At 72.1% G+C, this 19,745-nt stretch carries 20 protein-coding genes; 5 read left to right on the top strand and 15 right to left on the bottom strand.

What is annotated here, in order from left to right:
- The first annotated feature begins 21 nt into the window (after positions 1-21).
- Positions 22-915, top strand: a complete 894-nt coding sequence (gene dapA / locus IQ279_RS02320) for a 4-hydroxy-tetrahydrodipicolinate synthase (protein WP_206346536.1) — start codon at positions 22-24, stop codon at positions 913-915.
- A 25-nt stretch (positions 916-940) separates the two neighbouring features.
- Here the strand turns inward: dapA and IQ279_RS02315 are convergent, their stop codons facing one another.
- The 13 genes from IQ279_RS02315 to IQ279_RS02255 all read right to left on the bottom strand — a co-directional run bounded on the left by IQ279_RS02315 (position 941) and on the right by IQ279_RS02255 (position 12,190).
- Entirely contained in the window at positions 941-1,789 is an 849-nt protein-coding gene (locus IQ279_RS02315) for an EI24 domain-containing protein (RefSeq protein ID WP_206346535.1), read from the bottom strand.
- A gap of 85 nt (positions 1,790-1,874) precedes the next feature.
- The gene (gene dapD, locus IQ279_RS02310) at positions 1,875-2,873 is read right to left on the bottom strand and encodes a 2,3,4,5-tetrahydropyridine-2,6-dicarboxylate N-succinyltransferase (protein WP_206346534.1); all 999 of its coding nucleotides are present in this window, start codon (positions 2,871-2,873) and stop codon (positions 1,875-1,877) included.
- Positions 2,874-3,115: 242 nt separating this feature from the next.
- On the bottom strand, positions 3,116-4,102 hold the full coding sequence (locus tag IQ279_RS02305) for a CU044_5270 family protein (protein ID WP_206346533.1): 987 nt from the start codon (positions 4,100-4,102) through the stop codon (positions 3,116-3,118).
- Complete coding sequence (locus tag IQ279_RS02300) at positions 4,095-4,697, bottom strand: RNA polymerase sigma factor (RefSeq protein WP_206346532.1); 603 nt, start codon at positions 4,695-4,697, stop codon at positions 4,095-4,097. The genes IQ279_RS02305 and IQ279_RS02300 overlap by 8 nt, the downstream gene beginning before the upstream one ends.
- Before the next feature lie 113 nt (positions 4,698-4,810).
- The gene (locus IQ279_RS02295; RefSeq protein WP_206346531.1) at positions 4,811-5,131 is read right to left on the bottom strand and encodes a DMT family transporter; all 321 of its coding nucleotides are present in this window, start codon (positions 5,129-5,131) and stop codon (positions 4,811-4,813) included.
- Positions 5,132-5,300: 169 nt separating this feature from the next.
- Positions 5,301-5,636: a metal-sulfur cluster assembly factor gene (locus tag IQ279_RS02290; RefSeq protein WP_206346530.1), complete on the bottom strand. Its 336-nt coding sequence runs from the start codon at positions 5,634-5,636 to the stop codon at positions 5,301-5,303.
- A complete protein-coding gene (gene sufU, locus IQ279_RS02285) occupies positions 5,633-6,133 on the bottom strand; it encodes a Fe-S cluster assembly sulfur transfer protein SufU (RefSeq protein WP_206346529.1) in 501 nt (166 codons plus the stop codon). Before sufU ends, IQ279_RS02290 begins: the two co-directional genes overlap by 4 nt.
- 46 nt (positions 6,134-6,179) lie before the next feature.
- On the bottom strand, positions 6,180-7,436 hold the full coding sequence (locus IQ279_RS02280) for a cysteine desulfurase (RefSeq protein WP_206346528.1): 1,257 nt from the start codon (positions 7,434-7,436) through the stop codon (positions 6,180-6,182).
- A gap of 124 nt (positions 7,437-7,560) precedes the next feature.
- A complete protein-coding gene (sufC, locus tag IQ279_RS02275) occupies positions 7,561-8,325 on the bottom strand; it encodes a Fe-S cluster assembly ATPase SufC (RefSeq protein ID WP_206346527.1) in 765 nt (254 codons plus the stop codon).
- 6 nt (positions 8,326-8,331) lie between these two features.
- On the bottom strand, positions 8,332-8,691 hold the full coding sequence (locus tag IQ279_RS02270) for a non-heme iron oxygenase ferredoxin subunit (RefSeq protein ID WP_206346526.1): 360 nt from the start codon (positions 8,689-8,691) through the stop codon (positions 8,332-8,334).
- Complete coding sequence (gene sufD, locus IQ279_RS02265; protein WP_206346525.1) at positions 8,688-9,869, bottom strand: Fe-S cluster assembly protein SufD; 1,182 nt, start codon at positions 9,867-9,869, stop codon at positions 8,688-8,690. Before sufD ends, IQ279_RS02270 begins: the two co-directional genes overlap by 4 nt.
- Positions 9,870-9,980: 111 nt before the next feature.
- Positions 9,981-11,402: a Fe-S cluster assembly protein SufB gene (sufB, locus tag IQ279_RS02260; RefSeq protein ID WP_206346524.1), complete on the bottom strand. Its 1,422-nt coding sequence runs from the start codon at positions 11,400-11,402 to the stop codon at positions 9,981-9,983.
- Positions 11,399-12,190, bottom strand: a complete 792-nt coding sequence (locus IQ279_RS02255; protein WP_206346523.1) for a helix-turn-helix transcriptional regulator — start codon at positions 12,188-12,190, stop codon at positions 11,399-11,401. Before IQ279_RS02255 ends, sufB begins: the two co-directional genes overlap by 4 nt.
- A gap of 258 nt (positions 12,191-12,448) precedes the next feature.
- On the opposite strand from IQ279_RS02255, the gene IQ279_RS02250 reads away from it, so the two are divergent.
- The 3 genes from IQ279_RS02250 (at position 12,449) to IQ279_RS02240 (ending at position 15,380) form a co-directional block, all read left to right on the top strand.
- Positions 12,449-13,375 carry an ABC transporter ATP-binding protein gene (locus IQ279_RS02250; RefSeq protein WP_206346522.1) on the top strand — a complete coding sequence of 309 codons (927 nt, stop codon included), beginning with the start codon at positions 12,449-12,451 and terminating at the stop codon, positions 13,373-13,375.
- A 151-nt stretch (positions 13,376-13,526) separates the two neighbouring features.
- Positions 13,527-14,258 carry an ABC transporter permease gene (locus IQ279_RS02245; RefSeq protein ID WP_206346675.1) on the top strand — a complete coding sequence of 244 codons (732 nt, stop codon included), beginning with the start codon at positions 13,527-13,529 and terminating at the stop codon, positions 14,256-14,258.
- A gap of 102 nt (positions 14,259-14,360) precedes the next feature.
- Positions 14,361-15,380 (top strand): COX15/CtaA family protein, encoded by a 1,020-nt coding sequence (locus IQ279_RS02240; RefSeq protein WP_206346674.1) that lies wholly within the window; start codon positions 14,361-14,363, stop codon positions 15,378-15,380.
- A gap of 400 nt (positions 15,381-15,780) precedes the next feature.
- Here IQ279_RS02240 and IQ279_RS02235 read toward each other — a convergent pair whose 3' ends face one another.
- Positions 15,781-16,131: a hypothetical protein gene (locus IQ279_RS02235; protein WP_206346521.1), complete on the bottom strand. Its 351-nt coding sequence runs from the start codon at positions 16,129-16,131 to the stop codon at positions 15,781-15,783.
- 114 nt (positions 16,132-16,245) lie between these two features.
- Positions 16,246-17,220 carry a heme o synthase gene (locus tag IQ279_RS02230; RefSeq protein ID WP_206346520.1) on the bottom strand — a complete coding sequence of 325 codons (975 nt, stop codon included), beginning with the start codon at positions 17,218-17,220 and terminating at the stop codon, positions 16,246-16,248.
- A gap of 422 nt (positions 17,221-17,642) precedes the next feature.
- Here IQ279_RS02230 and tkt point away from each other — a divergent pair, with 422 nt between their 5' ends.
- Positions 17,643-19,736, top strand: a complete 2,094-nt coding sequence (tkt, locus tag IQ279_RS02225; protein ID WP_206346519.1) for a transketolase — start codon at positions 17,643-17,645, stop codon at positions 19,734-19,736.
- The last annotated feature ends 9 nt before the right edge of the window (positions 19,737-19,745 follow it).

Genomic DNA, 19,745 nt, shown 5'->3' with positions numbered 1-19,745 from the left:
GCGTGGGCCAGACTCGCCCCCATGCCCGACTCCCCCTTCGGCCGCGTCGCCGCCGCCATGATCACCCCGTTCGACTCCTCCGGCGCGCTGGACCTCCCCGGCGCCCGGCGGCTGGCCGCCCATCTGGTGGACCGGGCCGGCTGCGACGCCCTGGTGCTCAGCGGCACCGCCGGCGAGTCGCCGACCACCTCCGGCGACGAGAAGACAGCACTGGTACGGGCCGTGGCCGACGAGGTCGGCGACCGGGCCCGGATCGTCGCCGGGGTCGGGTCCGCCGACACCCGGCACTCGGCGGAACTGGCGCGGGCCGCCGAGGAGGCCGGTGCCCACGGCCTGCTGGTCGTCACGCCGTACTGCTCCCACCCCGCCCAGGAGGCCGTCGCCCGCCATCTGGCCACCGTCGCCGACGCCACCGCCCTGCCGGTGATGCTCCACGACGTCCCCGACCGCACCGGGGCGGGCACCGCGCTGACGGTGGAGACGCTGACGCGGCTCGCCGAGCACCCGCGCATCCGCGCGGTCGAGGACTGCGGCCGCGACCTGATGAAGACGGCGAGGGTGCTGGGCTCCACCGGGCTGGTCCACTACTCCGGCTGCGACGAGACGACCCTGCCGCTGCGCGCGATCGGCGCCCACGGCTGTGTGAGCACGGTCGCCAACGTGGCGGGGCCCGCGGTGCGCGGCGTCCTGGACGCCTTCGACGCCGGCGACCACGCCGGGGCCGCCCGGCGCCACCAGGCCCTGGTGCCGCTGGTCGACGCGATGACGTCCCAGGTGCCCGGCGCGGTGTCGGTCAAGGCGCTGTTCGCCGCGGCGGGGCTGCCGGGCGGGCCGGTGCGCCCACCGCTGCTGCCGGCCGACGAGGCGCTGACCGCGCGGCTGGCCGAAGCCCTCAGGGCGGCGCTGTCCCGGTGATACGGCCCGGCGGCCCCGGACGTGATCAGGCCGGTCCGGCCGGACCGGCGGGTCCGCCTTGGTGGCCCGGCTCGGCCCACATCCCCTGCGGCCCGTGAGGCCCCCGCGGCTCCCCCGCGGCCGGCTGTCCGTCCGCGGGCGCGTCCGTCAGATCACGTACCAGGAGGGCGGCGCCCGCGACCGCGCCCGGCATCAGCAGGACCGCGACCAGCGGCACCAGGAAGCACAGTGCCAGCGGCGCCCCGAAGCCGACCGCGAGTGCCTTGCGTCCGCGCAGCATCCGCAGCCGCTCGCGGACGGGGATGTCACGGCGCTGCATGGCGACCGAGGTGAGTTCCAGCGTCAGGAAGAACCCCGAGACGAGGAGGCCGAGGACGGGGACGACGGTCTGGCCGGCGACGGGCACGAAGCCGAGCAGGAACAGCACCACGCCGAAGGCCAGGGCCCGTACCAGTACGTAGAGGCTGTCGCGCAGGGAGATCCACAGCCCGCGCAGCAGCGAGACGTCCGGGCCCTCGGGACAGCCGCCCTCGGACTCCTCGACCTTCTCCGACAGGGACTCGTAGAAGGGGTCGCCGATCAGCAGGGTGACGGCGGTGAAGGTGAGCACCGCCATCAGCAGGCCGCCGGCGAACAGCAGCACGGTGAAGGTGCCGCGCAGCAGCCCGGCCCAGGGCGAGGACCAGTCGTCGGCGAACGGCGTGGCCCAGGCGGCCAGGTCGTCGGCCCAGAAGCCGAGGACGATCAGAGCCGCCGCGTAGAGCACCAGGGTGATGAGCGCGGGCAGCAGCCCGAAGCCGAACCACCGTCCGTTGCGCAGGACCCACTTCTGCCCCTGCCACAGGTACCGCGCTCCGGTCATGAGATCGCTCATGACCGGACAGCGTAACGGGCCCGCCACCCGGTGGGGGCGGCGGGCCCGGCCGGTCCCCGGCACCGGGGGTGTACCCGGTGCGGCGTCAGTTGTGGCTGTGCAGGGCCTCGTTCAGACCGCCCCAGGAGCCGGAGCGCTGGAGGGCCTCGACGGCTCCGGTGGTGGAGTTGCGGCGGAACAGGAGGTTGTTCGCGCCGGACATCTCCAGCGCCTTGACGACCTCGCCGTCGGGCAGGGTGACGCGGGTGCCGGCCGTCAGGTAGAGGCCCGCCTCGACGATGCAGTCGTCGCCCAGCGAGATGCCGATTCCGGCCTCGGCGCCCAGCAGGCAGCGCCGGCCGATGGAGATGGTCTGCTTGCCGCCGCCGGAGAGGGTGCCCATGATCGAGGCGCCGCCGCCGATGTCGGAGCCGTCCTCGACGACCACGCCCGCGCTGATGCGGCCCTCGACCATGGAGGTGCCCAGCGTCCCGGCGTTGAAGTTGACGAATCCCTCGTGCATCACGGTGGTGCCGGAGGCGAGGTGAGCGCCCAGGCGCACCCGGTCGGCGTCGCCGATGCGCACGCCCTTGGGGATGACGTAGTCGGTCATGCGGGGGAACTTGTCGACGCTGGTGACCGTGAGCTGCCTGCCCTCGGCGCGGGCGGCGAGGCGGACCTGCTCGACCCTCTCGACGGGGACGGGGCCGAGGCTGGTCCAGGCAACGTTGGCGAGCAGGCCGAAGATCCCGTCCAGGTTCTGGCCGTGCGGCCTCACCAGGCGGTGGCTGAGCAGGTGCAGCCGCAGATAGGCGTCGTGCGCGTCCAGAGGCTTGTCGTCCAGCGAGGCGATGGCGGTGCGGACGGCGATGACCTCCACTCCGCGGACCCGGTCCGGGCCCAGGGCCTGCGGCGCGGCGTCGCCCAGCAGCTCGGCGGCGCGCTCGGCGCTCAGCCGCTCGGTGCCGGCGGGGCCGGGTGCCTCGGTCAGCTCGGGCGCGGGGAACCAGGTGTCGAGGACGGCTCCCCCCTCCAGCGCGACGGTGGCCAGTCCGGCGGCGATCGCGCCGGTCGTACGGGGTGCGGATGCGGGTGCTTCGGTCATGGCCAAACGCTAACCGGACACCTTCCGCGAGCGCGAACCGGTCCCACCGGCCGGACGCGTACGGCCTTCCTCCGCGCGCCGTTCCTCCCGCCGTCCGTGCCCTCCCGCGGCCCGGTTTCCGGCGCACTGCGGCAGCCCGCCACCCCGTGGGCGGGCTGCCGCAGCGCTCGTGCGCCGCCGTGTCCGGTCGGCGCCGTGTCCAGCGGGCGCCGGATCGAAGGCGTCTGCTCAGGGGCGTCTGCTCAGGGGCGCCGCCCCTCGGCGTCGACGAGGGCGGTGCGCAGGATGGCGGTGTCCCACAGGACCTGCCCCTCCCTCATCCCGTGCTCGGTACCGTCCGGGAGTTCCTCGGAGAAATCCTCGGCCACAGTCGACCGTGTCCCGAGGTAGGTGTAGGTGGTCGGGTCGATCAGCAGCAGGTCCCTGGTCGCGGGGAATCCGGCCGGTCCCTTCCCGCCGTCCTCGAAGTACAGGGCGATGGCGTCCCGTCCGGCAGCGTCCTCCACCAGGTGGTCCACCACCTTCACCCCGTCGACCGTCGCCAGGGCCCGGTAGAGCCTGGCCAGCCCCTGGTGCGCCATCGGGTAGGACTTGATGAGCACGCCGGCCGCCCGGTAGTGGTGCGCGTCGTCGGGCGCCTCCGGCGCGTCGTCGGAGGGCCTGGCCCCGTTGGAGGGGTAGAACCAGCGGATTCTCTCCAGCACCTTCTCCGGGTCCTCGGGCAGGGAGGCCAGGAAGCGGAAGCGCTCGCGCGGGGAGTGGTCGTCGCCCTCCTTCCAGTTCTCGAACTCGGGGTCGTCGTAGCGGTACCAGCTCTCCTGGGTGCTGGGCTCCTGGTAGCCCCCGTTCTCCGCCGCCCCCTGCCGGGTCTTGATGTAGGTCCACTGGCCGTCGCGGGGCTCGGGGTCGGGAAGCTGCTCGACGGTGTCGGCGGCGCGCCGCAGCACGGTGGCCGCGTCCGCCAGGTCCGCGTGCGGCCGGACCGAGGAGGCGGCCGGAGGCGCGGCGGTGTCGGCGCCTCCACCCACCAGCTGGCTTCCGGCGAGCGCCGCCGCGGTGACCGCGACGGCCGCGCCGGCGACGGCCAGCCTCCAGTCGGCCCGCAGCCGCCGGGGACGGGCCCGGTGTCCCGCCGCGTCCAGCAGCCGCTGCCGTCCGGGGGCGAGGCGAGCCCGGTCGGGGGTCGGGGCGTCGGCGCGGAAGTCGCGCACCCGGGTCATCTCATCCATGGCTGGACACCTCCGCTGTCTCGCGGGCCAGAGTCGGATCTCCGCCGAGCGCGGTGCGCACCTTGCGGCGGGCCCGGTTGAGTCGTGAGCGGACCGTGCCGACGGGGATGTCCAGCGCGTCGGCGACCTCCTGGTAGGTCAGGTCGGCCCAGGCCACCAGGAGCAGTACGTGCCGGTCCGCGGCGGAGAGCCCGGCGAGCGCGGCGGCCAGGGGGCCGGAGGCGGCCTGGGCGGCCATCCGGCTGTCGGCGCCGTCCACCCAGTCCGTCCAGGAGTCGGCGACCCGGTCCCGCCCGGTGCGGGCGAGGGCACGCAGGGAGCGGACCTCCTGGCGGCGGTGCCTGCCGATGAGGTTGGCTGCGATGCCGTACAGCCAGGGCCGGGCCCCGGGCCGGTCGGTGTCGTAGCGGGAACGCTGCCCGAAGGCTATGAGGAAGGTCTCCGCCGTGAGGTCGTCCGCCATCCCGTCGCCCAGCCGCCGCGCCACATAGCGGTGGATGTCGGCGGCGTGCCGGTCGTAAAGGCGCGCGAAGACCTCGGGCCGTTCTCTGGAGTCGTCGATGATGGCGGCGTCGTCCGCCGGTGGATCGGCCATGAAGTTCCCCCGTCTCTGCCGTGTGGGTGGTCCGTCACCTGTTGTTGCCCGACGGGGGCGAGGGGGTTCACGGTGACTTCGGGACGGCTTCGGACGGCTTCGCGGCGGTGCCGTCAGTGGCCGCCGCCGAGGTTGAGGACCACAACTCCGGCGACGACCAGGAGGATCCCGGTGATTCTGGCGGCGTTGACCGCTTCGCCGATGAAGACCATGCCGATCACGGCGATGGCGGCGGTGCCGACCCCCGACCAGATCGCGTACGCGGTGCCGACCGACATGGTCTTGAGCGTCTGCGCGAGCAGGGCGAACGCGACGAGGTATCCGGCGGCGGTGCCCAGGGTGGGCCACAGCCGGGTGAAACCGTCGCTGTACTTCATCGAGGTGGTCGCCAGCACCTCGGCCAGGATCGCGCAGGCCAGCATCAGATACGCCATGTGCCGAGGCTACGCAGCGGTGCGCAGGGGCCGCCGACCGCCCCGTCGCCTGCGCACTCCTCCGGCCGGGCGCGCACACGCCGCCGGCCGGGGCCCACGGAGGGGCCCCGGCCGGCGGGGAAGGCGCTGGGCGCCGGGGTCCGGCCCGATGCCTCGGGCGTTCGGTGCCTCAGACGTTGAAGCCGAGTGCGCGCAGCTGCTCGCGGCCCTCATCGGTGATCTTGTCCGGACCCCACGGCGGCATCCAGACCCAGTTGATGCGCAGTTCGTTGACGATGCCGTCGGTCGCCGACTTCGCCTGGTCCTCGATCACGTCGGTCAGCGGGCAGGCCGCGGACGTCAGCGTCATGTCCAGTGTGGCGGTGTTGTCGTCGTCGATGTGGATGCCGTAGATCAGGCCCAGGTTGACGACGTCGATGCCCAGCTCGGGGTCCACCACGTCGTACAGCGCCTCGCGGACCTCGTCCTCGCTCGCCGGCTTCGTCGTGGTCGGCGTCTCGCTCATGCGGTCCTCTCCTCGGCCTTCTGCCCGGCCTTCTTCTCGGCGTGCTCGGCGGACCCGTCGCCCAGGGCCTGGGCGGTGGCGTCCTTCCATGCCATCCAGCTCAGCAGGGCACACTTCACGCGTGCCGGGTACTTGGAGACCCCGGCGAACGCGACCGCGTCCTCCAGGACCTCCTCCATCTCGTCGTCCGGCTCGATCCGGCCCTTGGACTGCATCAGCTCCAGGAAGGTCTCCTGGACCCGGCGCGCCTCGGTCAGATCCTTGCCGACCAGCAGGTCGTTCAGCACCGAGGCGCTGGCCTGGCTGATGGAGCAGCCCTGCCCCTCGTAGCTGACGTCCGCGACGGTGGAGCCGTCCATCCTCACCCGCAGGGTGATCTCGTCGCCGCACGTCGGGTTGACGTGGTGCACCTCGGCGTCGCCCTCGCGCAGCCCCCGTCCGTGCGGGTGCTTGTAGTGGTCCAGGATCACGTCCTGGTACATGGAGTCAAGCTTCACGAGTCACCTTCAGCCGCTGCGGTCGTCCGTCGTCGGTCACGGAACATCAACCGAAGAAGTTCCGTACGTGTTCCAGTCCCTCCACCAGGGCGTCGACTTCCGCCGGAGTGGAGTACAGATAGAACGACGCCCGGGTGGTCGCGGGAATTCCGTACCTGAGGCAGACGGGCCTGGCGCAGTGGTGGCCGACCCGGACGGCGATGCCCTGCTCGTCGAGCACCTGGCCCACGTCGTGGGGGTGGATGTCGCCGAGCGCGAAGGAGATCGCGGCGCCGCGGTCCTCGGCCGTGGACGGGCCGATGATCCTCAGGGAGGGGATCTCCTGGAGCCTGCGCACCGCGTACTCGGTGATCGCGTGCTCGTGAGCCGCGATGCGGTCCATGCCGATCGCGCTCAGGTAGTCCACTGCGGCACCCAGCCCGACGGCCTGCGCGATCGGCGGGGTGCCCGCCTCGAACTTGTGGGGCGCGGGGGCGTAGGTGGAGGAGTGCATCGAGACGGTCTCGATCATCTCGCCGCCGCCGAGGAACGGCGGCAGGTCCTCCAGCAGCTCCTGGCGGCCCCACAGCACGCCGATGCCGGTCGGCCCGCACATCTTGTGGCCGGTGAAGGCCACGAAGTCGGCCTGCAGCGCCTGGACGTCCACCGTCATGTGCGGGGCGGCCTGGGAGGCGTCGACCACCACCAGCGCGCCGACCTCCTGGGCGCGCCGGACGATCGTCTCGACCGGGTTGACCGTGCCCAGAATGTTGGAGACCAGCACGAAGGAGACGACCTTGGTCCGCTCGGTGATGATCTCGTCGATGTTCGACAGGTCCAGGCGGCCGTCGTCGGTGAGGCCGAACCACTTCAGCTTCGCGCCCGTGCGCTGCGCCAGCAGCTGCCAGGGCACGATGTTGGAGTGGTGCTCCATCTCCGTGATGACGATCTCGGTCCGGTCGTCGACGCGGTAGGGCTCGTCGGCCCAGCCGAGCATGTTCGCCACGAGGTTGAGCGACTCCGAGGCGTTCTTGGTGAAGATCACCTCGTCGCGGCTCGGGGCGTTGACGAAGGCGGCGACCTTGTCGCGCGCCCCCTCGTACAGCGCCGTGGCCTCCTCGGCGAGCACGTGGACGCCGCGGTGGACGTTGGCGTTGTGCCGCGCGTAGTAGTCGTTCAGCGCGTCGAGGACCTGGTTCGGCTTCTGGGAGGTCGCCGCGTTGTCCAGGTACACGACCTTCTTCCCGTCGTGGACCGTGCGGTCCAGCAGCGGGAAGTCCTTGCGGATCGCGTCCGTGTCGAGAAGGCCCGGCAGCTGTGTCACTCTCGTGTTTCTCCGTTCTCCCCCGTGGCCTCACGTCCCGGAGGTACCCCATTGCGCGCCCGTCCGGCCGGGCCGGGGGCGCCCTCGGTGCGCGGGGCCGCCGGGGCGGCCCCGCGTATACGGCTCACGCCGTCCGGTCGCCCTTGACGTAGGCCTCGTAGCCCTCTTCCTCCAGCTTGTCCGCCAGTTCCGGGCCGCCGGACTCGGCGATCCGGCCGGCCGCGAAGACGTGGACGTGGTCGGGCTTGATGTAGCGCAGGATGCGCGTGTAGTGGGTGATCAGCAGGGTGCCCACCTCTCCGCTCTCGCGGACGCGGTTGACGCCCTCGGAGACGATGCGCAGCGCGTCGACGTCCAGGCCGGAGTCGGTCTCGTCGAGGATCGCCATCTTCGGCCGGAGCAGCTCCAGCTGGAGGATCTCGTGGCGCTTCTTCTCACCGCCGGAGAAGCCCTCGTTGACGTTGCGCTCGGCGAAGGCGGGGTCGATGTTGAGGCGCTCCATGGCCTCCTTGACCTCCTTCACCCAGGTGCGCAGCTTGGGGGCCTCGCCGCGGATGGCGGTGGCGGCGGTGCGCAGGAAGTTGGAGACGGACACGCCGGGCACCTCGACCGGGTACTGCATGGCGAGGAAGACGCCGGCGCGGGCGCGCTCGTCGACGCTCATCTCCAGGACGTCCTCGCCGTCCAGGGTGACGGTGCCGCCGGTGATCGTGTACTTCGGGTGGCCCGCCAGCGAGTAGGCGAGGGTGGACTTGCCGGAGCCGTTCGGGCCCATGATGGCGTGCGTCTCGCCCTGCTTCACGGTCAGGTCGACGCCGCGCAGGATCTCCCGGGGGCCGTTCTCGGCCTCGACGGAGACGTGCAGGTCGTGGATCTCAAGCGTTGCCATGGGGCTTCAGGACTCCTGGGTGGTGGAGACGAGCACGGCCGCGTCGGGGCCGTCTCCTTCGATCTTGACGGGGTATACGGGGACGGGGCGCGTGGCGGGCGGTCCGTCGGGCTTGCCGGTGCGCAGGTCGAAGCTGGACCCGTGCAGCCAGCACTCGATGTGGCAGTCCTCCACCTCGCCCTCGGAGAGCGAGACGTTCGCGTGCGAGCAGATGTCGTTGATCGCGAAGACCTCTCCCCCCGTACGGACGAGCGAGACCGGAACACCGCCGACCTCCACCCTCCTGGGGGTGTCCTCCTCCAGCTCGCCGAGCGAGGCGACGCGGACGAAGCCCGCGCTGCCCACCGTGCTTTCGCCGGTGCTCATGCGACCGACTCCTCCAGCTCCTCGTCGATCCTGGCGATGAGGCGGTCCCGCAGGTCGGGCAGGCCGATCTGCTGGACCAGCTCGGCGAAGAAGCCGCGCACCACCAGGCGGCGGGCGTCCTGCTCCGGGATGCCGCGCGCCATCAGGTAGAACAGCTGCTCGTCCTCGAAGCGGCCGGTGGCCGAGGCGTGGCCGGCTCCGACGATCTCGCCGGTCTCGATCTCCAGGTTGGGCACCGAGTCCACCCGCGCGCCGTCGGTGAGGACGAGGTTGCGGTTGAGCTCGTAGGTGTCGGTGCCGGTGGCCGAGGCGCGGATCAGCACGTCGCCGATCCACACCGCGTGCGCGTCCTGGCCCTGGAGGGCTCCCTTGTAGACCACGTTGCTGCGGCAGTTGGACGCCTCGTGGTCGACGAAGAGGCGGTGCTCCTGGTGCTGGCCGTCGTCGGTGAAGTACAGGCCGTACAGCTCGGCCTCGCCGCCGGGGCCGGCGTAGTTGACGCGCGGGTGGAGGCGCACCACGTCGCCGCCGAAGGTGACGACCACGGACTTGAAGGTGGCGTCCCGGCCGACCAGCGCGTTGTGCTGGGAGCAGTGCACGGCGGTGTCGGCCCAGTCCTGCACGGAGACGACCGTCAGCTTCGCGCCGTCGCCCAGCACGTACTCGACGCCTGCGGCGCGCACGCCGTCGCCGGTGTGGTCGATGACGACGACGGCCTCGGCGAAGGCGCCCAGCTCGAAGACGGTGTGCCCGAAGGAGACGCCGCCCTGGCCCTGGATGTTCACCCGGATGGGCTCGGTGAGCACGGTCTCCTTGGGCACGGTGACGACGGCGGCCTTCTCGAAGGCGCTGTAGGCCTGGGCGGCGACCCTGTCGACGGGCTTGCCCGCCCGGCCCAGCCGGGCGTCGTCGCGGCCGACGGTCTCCACCGTCACGCCGTCGGGCGCCGAGACGTCGACCTTGACGCCGCCGCCCGCCTCGGCGGTGCCGTCGTGCAGGCCCCGCAGCCGCTCCAGCGGAGTGAAGCGCCACTCCTCCTCGCGGCCGTGCGGCACCGGGAAGTCCGCCACGTCGAAGGACGGCGGGGCGCTCATCCGGGTGGCGACGGTGGACTCGGCCGCCACCGCGATGGATCCGGCGGTCGTGGACCCGGCCGGAATGTTCTGAGCCTCAGCCATGGCTGTCGTGTTGCTCGCTCTCTGTCTTCTGTGTTCGCCGGTCCCCGGGCTTCTTCTGCGCCCGGGAACCGGCTCACGGTCACGGAGGGGGAAGGGCGGGTGGCCGGGCGGTCAGCCGACCGCGCCCTCCATCTGCAGCTCGATCAGCCGGTTGAGCTCCAGGGCGTACTCCATGGGCAGCTCCTTGGCGATCGGCTCGACGAAGCCGCGCACGATCATCGCCATCGCCTCGTCCTCGGACAGACCGCGCTGCATCAGGTAGAACAGCTGGTCGTCGCTGACCTTGGAGACCGTCGCCTCGTGGCCCATCGTCACGTCGTCCTCGCGGACGTCGACGTAGGGGTAGGTGTCCGAGCGCGAGATGGTGTCCACCAGCAGCGCGTCGCACAGCACGTTGGACTTGGAGTTCTCCGCGCCCTCGCCGATCTCGATCAGACCGCGGTAGGAGGTGCGGCCGCCGCCCCGCGCCACCGACTTGGAGACGATGTTGGAGGAGGTGTTGGGCGCCATGTGCACCATCTTGGCGCCGGCGTCCTGGTGCTGGCCCTCGCCCGCGAAGGCGATCGAGAGGGTCTCCCCCTTGGCGTGCTCGCCCATCAGGTAGACGGCCGGGTACTTCATGGTCACCTTGGAGCCGATGTTGCCGTCGACCCACTCCATCGTCGCGCCCTCGTAGGCCACGGCGCGCTTGGTGACCAGGTTGTACACGTTGTTCGACCAGTTCTGGATGGTCGTGTAGCGGCAGCGGGCGCCCTTCTTGACGATGATCTCCACGACCGCCGAGTGCAGCGAGTCGGACTGGTAGATCGGCGCGGTGCAGCCCTCGACGTAGTGGACGTAGGCGTCCTCGTCGACGATGATCAGCGTCCGCTCGAACTGGCCCATGTTCTCGGTGTTGATCCGGAAGTAGGCCTGGAGCGGGATGTCCACGTGGACGCCCTTGGGCACGTAGATGAACGAGCCGCCGGACCACACCGCGGTGTTCAGCGCGGCGAACTTGTTGTCGCCGGCCGGGATGACGGTGCCGAAGTACTCCTGGAACAGCTCCGGGTGCTCCTTGAGCGCGGTGTCGGTGTCCAGGAAGAGGACGCCCTGACTCTCCAGGTCCTCGCGGATCTGGTGGTAGACCACCTCGGACTCGTACTGGGCGGCGACACCGGCTACCAGGCGCTGCTTCTCGGCCTCGGGGATGCCCAGCTTGTCGTAGGTGTTCTTGATGTCCTCCGGCAGGTCCTCCCATGTCTGGGCCTGCTTCTCGGTGGACCGCACGAAGTACTTGATGTTGTCGAAGTCGATGCCGCTCAGGTCCGAGCCCCAGTTCGGCATGGGCTTCTTCTCGAAGAGCTTCAGGCCCTTCATGCGGAGCTTCAGCATCCACTCCGGCTCGGACTTCTTGTCCGAGATGTCGCGGACGACCTCCTCGGAGAGGCCGCGCTTGGCCGATGCGCCGGCGGCGTCCGGATCGGCCCAGCCGTACTCGTACTTGCCCAGGCCCTCCAGCTCAGGGTGGGCAGTCTCCGTGGGGAGAGTCATGCGGGGTTCCTCCCGGCTGTACTTGCAGATGCTGTCGCTGCGGTGGTCTTGGATGTCTTGGGTGTCCCGGGTGCGGCCCCGGAGGCCCCTTTGGGGATGAACGTCGTGCACACCCCGTCGCCGTGGGCGATGGTGGCCAGACGCTGCACATGGGTGCCGAGCAGGCGGGAGAAGACCTCCGTCTCCGCCTCGCACAGCTGCGGGAACTGCTCGGCGGCATGCGCCACCGGACAGTGATGCTGGCAGAGCTGCTCTCCGCTGGAGGCGGGCGCGCCGCGCGCGGTGGCAGCGTACCCGTCCCTGGACAGGGCCTCGGCCAGAACCCTGGCCTTCTCTCCGGGTGCGGCCCTCTCCAGTTCGGCGCGGTACCGCTCGGCCTGGGCGGCGACCCGGGCGCGGGCGAAGTCCGCGACCGCGGCACGCCCCTTCTCGCCGCCGCCCGCGGCCTTGGCTATCCAGCGCATGGCGTCGACGGCGAGCTGGTCGTAGGCCTGGTCGAAGGCGCTGCGGCCGTAGTCGGTGAGCGCGAAGGACCTGGCGGGACGGCCCCTGCCGCGCGAGCCGTAGACCCGCTTCTCCCGGGGCTCGACGACACCCTCGGAGACGAGCGCGTCCAGGTGGCGCCGGACGGCCGCCTGGGTGAGTTCCAGCCGCTGGGCCAGCTCGGCCGCGGTGGACGGACCGTGGTCGAGGATGGAGCGCGCGACCTTGTTGCGGGTGCCGTGGTGCTCGTCGGGGACCGGATGTACGGGGGTGCGGGTGTCACCGCCGCCCTGGTGGACCGCCATGTGCTCTCGCGCCTCCTCACTCCGCCCCGGATCCGCAGCGCTCCCGCCCGCCGCGGCCGGGCCGCCGGTGACGGCGGGTGCGCTTTTTCACAACGCCATTGTTGCGTAATTCCGAGGAGGCGGGCAAGCCGCGCCCTGACCTGCCCGGATGGGATGCATCACGTAAGGCGTGCCTTACCCGGACACCGGCCGGCGCGGGCAGGGCGACGGCGCGGCCCGGCGGGGGCGGCACGCGGACGGACTCCTAGACTCGCCCGTATGCGAGACACGGCGGCCGTCGAGGTCGCGGGACTGGTGAAGCGGTACGGCAACAGGACGGCGGTGGACGGACTGGACCTCACCGTCGAACGCGGCACGGTCACCGCCGTCCTCGGCCCCAACGGGGCCGGCAAGACCACCACCATCGAGACCTGCGAAGGCTACCGGCACGCGGACGCGGGCACCGTACGCGTCCTGGGCCTGGACCCGGTCACCGACGCCGCCGCGCTGCGGCCCCGGATCGGCGTGATGCTCCAGAGCGGCGGGGTCTACCCCACCGTCCGCGCCGCGGAGATGCTGCGCCACATGGCCGCGCTGCACGCCCGCCCGCTGGACCCCGCCGCCCTGATCGAACGGCTGGGACTGGCCGGCTGCGGCCGCACCCCCTACCGGCGGCTGTCCGGCGGCCAGCAGCAGCGCCTGGCACTGGCCATGGCCGTCGTCGGGCGGCCCGAGCTGGTCTTCCTGGACGAGCCGACCGCCGGCCTGGACCCGCAGGCCCGCCGCTCCGCCTGGGACCTGGTGCGGGAGCTGCGCGCGGACGGCGTGACGGTGGTGCTGAGCACCCACTTCATGGACGAGGCCGAGACCCTGGCCGACGACGTCGCGATCATCGACGAGGGCCGGGTGATCGCGCGGGGCAGCCCCGAGGAGCTGTGCCGCGGCGGCGCCGAGAACACCCTGAGTTTCACCGGGCGTCCCGGCCTCGACCTGGCCTCGCTGCTGAAGGCGCTGCCGCCGGACACCGCCGCCGCCGAGACGGCCCCGGGCTCGTACCGCCTGACCGGCACCGTCGACCCGCAGCTCCTGGCCACGGTGACCTCCTGGTGCGCGCAGAACGGGGTGATGCCGGACGGCATCGCGGTGGAGCGGCACACGCTGGAGGACGTCTTCCTGGAGCTGACGGGGAAGGAGCTGCGGTCGTGAGGCGGTACGCACACACCGGCCGGGGGCCTGGGGGCCGCGCCCCGGGAGGACACGGCCCGGAGCCGACGGGCAAGGAGCCGCGGTCGTGAACACGGAGAACACCGGGCCGGGCACATACGCACCCGCCCCCGGCGCGGCCCCGCTGCCCCGGATGATCGCCGCGCAGGCCGCGCTGGAGACGCGGCTGCTGCTGCGGCACGGCGAGCAGTTGCTGCTGACGGTCGTCATCCCCACCCTGCTGCTGGTGCTGTTCGGCGCCGTGGACATCGTGGACCTGGACGGGGAGGGAGGCGGGGGAGGCGAACGCGTGGACTTCCTGGCGCCGGGCGTGCTGGCGCTGGCCGTGCTCTCGACCGCCTTCACCGGCCAGGCGATCTCCACCGGCTTCGAGCGGCGCTACGGCGTCCTCAAACGGCTGGCCGCCTCCCCGCTGCCCCGCTGGGGGCTGATGACCGCCAAGACGTGCGCGGTGCTGGTCACCGAGGTGCTTCAGGTGGTGCTGCTGACGTCGGTGGCCCTGGCGCTGGGATGGTCGCCGCACGGCAGTCCGCTCGCCGTGGCGCTGCTGCTGGTCGCCGGGACGGCGGCGTTCTCCGGTCTCGGACTGCTGATGGCCGGGACGCTGCGGGCCGAGGCGACGCTGGCGGCGGCCAACCTCGTCTTCGTCCTGCTGCTGGTCGGCGGCGGGGTGGTGGTGCCGCTGGAGAAGTTCCCCGAGCCGGTGCGCGCGGTGCTGGAACTGCTGCCGATCTCCGCGCTCTCCGAGGGGCTGCGCGAGGTGCTGCGGGACGGGGCCGGGATGCCCTGGGCGAACCTGGCGGTCCTGGGTGTGTGGGCGGTGGCGGGCCTGGCCGCCGCGGCGCGCTTCTTCCGGTGGGAATGACCGCCTTTGCCTTTCGTGCGGACGGCACGCGGAAGGAGCGCGGGGAGTGCGACCGGCCTCCCCGCGCCCCCTCGTGAAAGCTTGCACAAGCGCCCGCCTACCATGGTGGCCGTGCCCAATCTGCTCGAATTCGCGCGAAACCCCGTCGCGTACGTCGCCAGGCGCTGGACCCCCGCCCAGCGCACCGTGGAGCGCGCCACCCTGACCGCGCTCGTCCTGAGCGTGCTCATCGTGGTCACCGGCGGGGTGGTGCGGCTGACCGGCTCGGGGCTGGGGTGCGACACCTGGCCCAAGTGCAGCGGGGACAGCCTGATCGCCACACCCGAGATGGGGCTGCACGGCGCCATCGAGTTCGGCAACCGCCTGCTGACGTACGTGCTGTGCGCCGCTGTCGGCTGGGCGATCGTCGCGGTCCGCTCGGCGGAGCCGCGCCGCCGGGGCCTGTCGCGGCTGGCCTGGTCGCAGTTCTGGCTGGTCGTCGCCAACGGCCTGCTGGGCGGTGTGACGGTGCTGCTGCGGCTGAACCCCTACACCGTCGCCGCGCACTTCCTGCTCGCCAGCGTGCTCATCACGGTCGCCGCCGTCACCTGGCTGCGCGCCCGCGAGGGCGACGACGTGCCGCGCCCGCTGGCCGGGCCGCGTATCCGGCAGCTCGCGGCGGCGCTGACGGCCGTGTCCGTGGTGCTGATCGTCGTCGGCACCATGGTGACGGGCGCGGGCCCCCACGCGGGCGACAGCAGCGATGTGCCGCGGATGGGCGTGGACTGGGAGACGACCGCCAGGGTGCACGCCCTGCTGGCCTGGGCCGTGGTGGCCCTGACCGTGCTGCTGTGGCTGGCGCTGCGGGCCGTGGACGCGCCCCGGCGTCCTCGAGTCCGCACCCGGGACCTCTTCCTGGTCCTGCTGGCGCAGGGCGTCATCGGCTACGTCCAGTACTTCACCGAGCTGCCGGAGGTGCTGGTCGCGGCGCACCTGCTGGGCTCCTGCCTGGTGTGGGTCGCCACCCTGCGGGTGCTGCTGTCGCTGCGCGAGCGCGGTCTGCCGCCGGTGGCGGACACCGGCGCCGCGGCCTCCGCGCCCGCAGACCGGCCGGCTCCGGCTCCGGCCGTCTCCGGCCTGTAGGACCCCGGCGGTGCGTTCCGGGCGGGGGGCTCCCGCCCGGAACGCCTGCGCGGCAGGCACCGTGAACGCCGTCCGGCCCTCCGGGCCCAGCCGAAGGCGGTGTTCCGGTTCGCCCCCGGCTCACGCGCCACCACGGTCACGTTCCCCACGGCATCCAGCCGCGCGGGGAAACGCTCCCGCAACCCCGCAAGATCACCACGCTCAGCACCCGCGGTCCTCGCGGCCCCCCACGGATCGCGGGTGCTGCGAGGACCGTTGGAACTCAAGACGGCCGCACCGGGGCCTCGCGCGCCTGTGCCGGGCGGCGGACGAGCACCGGAAGGCGGCGTCGGAACGCGGTGGGCCGGCGGGCCCTCGCGGCCGTCCCGCCGCGCTCCCGCCTCGGCGGTCCTCGGGCGCGTCAGCGGTCCTTGGGTCCTCCGACCTGGATGCCCGCCATCCGCTCCCACTCGTAGGGGCCGGTGCGGATCCGGGCGGCGAGGTCCCCGTCGAGGGTCTCGTGGACGGTGACCCCCGCCTTCTGCGCGGCCTTCTGCGCGACCTCGTGCGAAGGGGCCACCAGGTCGCCCCAGCCGCCGTCCTCGCCGACGAGGACGATGCGCACGCCGCGCTCGCCGAGGTAGGAGATCTGGGCGTCGGCACCGCCGCCGTGCTCCTTGGCGAACGCGGTGATCTCCTTGGCGAGCTTGGTCACCCAGCGCTGGGCCTTGGCGTCGGGCCCGGTCTCTTCCGCCTGCTGTGTGCTGTCCATGAACAGGATGCTACCGATGGGTAGATCGCCTGGCGACCGCCGCTCCGGGTGGCCTGCGCCACGCCCGGACACGGCCCGGCACCGGCCCCGGGGCGGTACGGAACCGGCGCGGGATCAGCGCAGGAAGGGGTCCACCGCCACCGCCACGAACAGCAGCGACACATATGTGATGGACCAGTGGAACAGCCGCATCTCCTTGAGTTTGGCGCCCGTGACCCCGGCCTTGGCCCTGGCCTGGAGGGCGTGCGCCTCCCACAGCCACCAGCCGCCCGCGGCGAGCGCGACCAGCGGGTAGAACCAGCCGACGTAGCCCAGCGGCCACAGGGCCAGCGAGACGGCCACCATGACCCAGCTGTAGACCACGATCTGCCGGGCCACCGCGCGGTTGCCCGCGACGACCGGGAGCATCGGGACCCCGACGCGGGCGTAGTCGTCCTTGACCTTCATCGACAGCGGCCAGTAGTGCGGCGGCGTCCAGAAGAAGATGACCAGGAAGAGGACGACGGCGGCCCAGCTCACCTCGTTCTTCACCGACGACCAGCCGATGAGCACGGGCATGCACCCGGCGATGCCGCCCCAGACGATGTTCTGGGCGGTGCGCCGCTTGAGGATCATCGTGTAGACGACGACGTAGAACAGCAGCGCGCCCAGGGACAGCGCCGCCGAGAGCCAGTTGACCGTCCAGCCGAACCACAGTGTGGAGACCGCGGCCAGCGTGACGCCGAAGACCAGGGCCTCGCGCGGGGTCAGCACACCGGTGACCAGGGGGCGCTGCTCGGTGCGGTGCATCAGCGCGTCGATGTCGCGGTCGATGTACATGTTCAGCGCGTTGGCGCCCCCCGCCGACAGGTAGCCGCCCAGGCAGGTCGCCAGGACCAGCCACAGGTCGGGGACACCCTGTTCGGCGAGGAACATCACCGGAATGGTGGTGATCAGCAGCAGTTCGATGATCCGCGGCTTGGTCAGCGCCACATAGCCCTTGATACGGGCCCCGAGCGGCCGGTGTGCTGGGCTCTGATCGAGCTCCCCCACAACCCCTCGGGTGTGGGCGGTATCCCCACCCGCGGGACGGGATTCGACGGCCGTCACGGACACCCCTGATCACGATGCGACATGCGCGGCTCGCGCCGCGTGGGAACAAGCGAGTCCGGACCTTCGCAGGTCCCCTCACGACTCGCACCTACCACGCCACTGTAGACGCTGGCCATACGCCGCTCGCCCCGGGGGTCGCCCGTGTCGGTGCGCCCCGCCGGGGGTGCGCCGGCGGGGCGCGGGCGGGGGGTGCGCGGGGCCTCGCGCGGCATCGCGAGGTCGCGCTCATGTGCGCCCGGCGTCCCACAGATGCCCAGGTGAGGCCCATGGAGCACCCGATTTCAAATGGTTCGTTCCCCCCGCTTCCCAAAGGGTGAGCGGGCCGAAAGAGGGAACCCTGGCGGGGGTACGCTCGACACCGCCCGGTGTGACCTGACAGACACCGGCCTTCGACATGTGGAGAGGAGCCCTGACGCAGGGTGAGCACCAAGCCGACCACCACAGATCTCGAGTGGACCGAACTGGATCAGCGGGCTGTCGACACCGTACGGGTCCTGGCGATGGACGCCGTGCAGAAAGTCGGTAACGGACACCCCGGTACCGCCATGAGCCTCGCTCCGGCGGCGTACCTGCTCTTCCAGAAGCTGATGCGGCACGACCCGTCCGACGCGCGGTGGACGGGCCGGGACCGGTTCGTCCTCTCCCCCGGCCACACCAGCCTGACGCTGTACATCCAGCTGTACCTGTCCGGCTACGGGCTGGAGCTGGACGACCTGAAGGCCTTCCGCACCTGGGACAGCAGGACCCCGGGCCACCCGGAGTACGGCCACACGGTCGGGGTGGAGACCACCACCGGCCCGCTGGGCCAGGGCATCGCCAACGCCGTGGGCATGGCGATGGCCGCCCGCTACGAGCGCGGTCTGTTCGACCCGGAGGCCGCCCCGGGCGCCTCTCCCTTCGACCACACCATCTGGACGATCGTCTCCGACGGCGACCTGGAGGAGGGGGTCTCGGCCGAGGCGTCCTCGCTGGCCGGCCACCAGAAGCTGGGCAACATCGTCGCCCTGTACGACGACAACCACATCTCCATCGAGGGCGACACCGCGACCGCGCTGTCCGAGGACGTCCTGGGGCGCTACGAGGCCTACGGCTGGCACGTCCAGCGCATCGAGCAGGCGTCCAGCGGCGACTTCGATGTCCAGGCGCTGTACGCGGCGCTGAAGGCGGCGCGTGAGGAGACCGAGCGGCCCTCCCTGATCGCCGCCCGCACGATCATCGCCTGGCCCGCGCCGAACGCGCAGAACACCGAGGCCTCGCACGGCTCCGCGCTGGGCGATGAGGAGGTCGCGGCCACCAAGCGGGTACTGGGCTTCGACCCGGAGAAGGACTTCGAGGTGGCCGAGGAGGTCCTTCGGCACGCCCGCAAGGTCGTGGACCGGGGCCGCGAGGCGCGCCGGGCCTGGGAGGACGGGCTCGCCGAGTGGCGCGGGGCCAACCCCGACCGCGCCGCCGAGTTCGACCGGATCAGCGCCGGGAGGCTGCCCGAGGGCTGGGAGAAGGCGCTGCCGTCCTTCCCCGCCGGCAAGGACATGGCCACCCGCAAGGCGTCCGGCGCGGTTCTCAAGGAGCTGGGCGGGGTGGTCCCCGAGCTGTGGGGCGGCTCCGCCGACCTCGCGGGCTCCAACAACACCACCATCGACGCCTCCTCCTCCTTCCTCCCGGCGGACAACCCGCTGCCGGAGGCGGACCCGTACGGCCGCACGGTGCACTTCGGCATCCGCGAGCACGCCATGGGCTCGACCATGAACGGCATCGCGCTGCACGGCAACACCCGGATCTACGGTGGCACCTTCCTGGTGTTCTCCGACTACATGCGCCCGGCGGTGCGGCTGGCGGCCCTGATGGGGCTGCCGGTCACCTACGTGTGGACGCACGACTCCATCGGCCTGGGCGAGGACGGCCCGACCCATCAGCCGGTCGAGCACCTGGCGGCGCTGCGCGCCATCCCGGGCCTGAACATGGTCCGCCCGGCCGACGCCAACGAGACCGCGATCGCCTGGCGCGAGATCATGCGCCGCCACGGCGACCGCCCGGCCCCGCACGGCATCGCGCTGACCCGCCAGAACGTGCCGACCTACGAGCCGAACGAGGACGCCGCCCGCGGCGGGTACGTGATGTTCGAGGCCGCGGACTCCCAGGGGCACGAGTGCGAGCCGCAGGTGATCCTCATCGCCACCGGCTCGGAGGTGCAGCTCGCCGTGGCCGCGCGCGAGTCGCTCCAGGCCGAGGGCGTGCCCGCCCGGGTGGTGTCGATGCCGTGCCTGGAGTGGTTCGAGGAGCAGGACCGGGCGTGGCGCGAGCGGGTGCTGCCGCCGTCGGTCCGGGCACGCGTGGCCGTCGAGGCCGGTGTCGGCCTGACCTGGCACCGCTACGTCGGCGACGCCGGCCGGATCGTCTCCCTGGAACACTTCGGCGCCTCGGCCGACTACAAGGTGCTCTACCGCGAGTTCGGCCTGACCGGCGAGGCGGTCGCCGCCGCCGCCCGGGAATCCATCGCCGCCACCGCACGCTGACGCCCACAG

The organism is Streptomyces verrucosisporus, from assembly GCF_017114865.1.
GTDB classification, from domain to species: domain Bacteria; phylum Actinomycetota; class Actinomycetes; order Streptomycetales; family Streptomycetaceae; genus Streptomyces; species Streptomyces fenghuangensis.
Note: the sequence above shows the minus strand (reverse complement) of the source record. Positions and strands in the feature narration are given on the sequence as shown.

Bases quoted from the DNA above. Each gene is read 5' to 3' on its own strand.
- IQ279_RS02250 (WP_206346522.1), top strand. From the start codon at position 12,449: ATGCGAGACACGGCGGCCGTCGAGGTCGCGGGACTGGTGAAGCGGTAC.
- IQ279_RS02305 (WP_206346533.1), bottom strand. From the start codon at position 4,102: ATGGATGAGATGACCCGGGTGCGCGACTTCCGCGCCGACGCCCCGACC.
- IQ279_RS02300 (WP_206346532.1), bottom strand. From the start codon at position 4,697: ATGGCCGATCCACCGGCGGACGACGCCGCCATCATCGACGACTCCAGA.
- IQ279_RS02270 (WP_206346526.1), bottom strand. From the start codon at position 8,691: ATGAGCACCGGCGAAAGCACGGTGGGCAGCGCGGGCTTCGTCCGCGTC.
- dapD (WP_206346534.1), bottom strand. From the start codon at position 2,873: ATGACCGAAGCACCCGCATCCGCACCCCGTACGACCGGCGCGATCGCC.
- IQ279_RS02295 (WP_206346531.1), bottom strand. From the start codon at position 5,131: ATGGCGTATCTGATGCTGGCCTGCGCGATCCTGGCCGAGGTGCTGGCG.
- dapA (WP_206346536.1), top strand. From the start codon at position 22: ATGCCCGACTCCCCCTTCGGCCGCGTCGCCGCCGCCATGATCACCCCG.
- IQ279_RS02255 (WP_206346523.1), bottom strand. From the start codon at position 12,190: ATGGCGGTCCACCAGGGCGGCGGTGACACCCGCACCCCCGTACATCCG.
- IQ279_RS02290 (WP_206346530.1), bottom strand. From the start codon at position 5,636: ATGAGCGAGACGCCGACCACGACGAAGCCGGCGAGCGAGGACGAGGTC.
- IQ279_RS02315 (WP_206346535.1), bottom strand. From the start codon at position 1,789: ATGAGCGATCTCATGACCGGAGCGCGGTACCTGTGGCAGGGGCAGAAG.
- sufB (WP_206346524.1), bottom strand. From the start codon at position 11,402: ATGACTCTCCCCACGGAGACTGCCCACCCTGAGCTGGAGGGCCTGGGC.
- IQ279_RS02235 (WP_206346521.1), bottom strand. From the start codon at position 16,131: ATGGACAGCACACAGCAGGCGGAAGAGACCGGGCCCGACGCCAAGGCC.
- IQ279_RS02245 (WP_206346675.1), top strand. From the start codon at position 13,527: ATGATCGCCGCGCAGGCCGCGCTGGAGACGCGGCTGCTGCTGCGGCAC.
- sufC (WP_206346527.1), bottom strand. From the start codon at position 8,325: ATGGCAACGCTTGAGATCCACGACCTGCACGTCTCCGTCGAGGCCGAG.
- IQ279_RS02240 (WP_206346674.1), top strand. From the start codon at position 14,361: ATGGTGGCCGTGCCCAATCTGCTCGAATTCGCGCGAAACCCCGTCGCG.
- sufD (WP_206346525.1), bottom strand. From the start codon at position 9,869: ATGGCTGAGGCTCAGAACATTCCGGCCGGGTCCACGACCGCCGGATCC.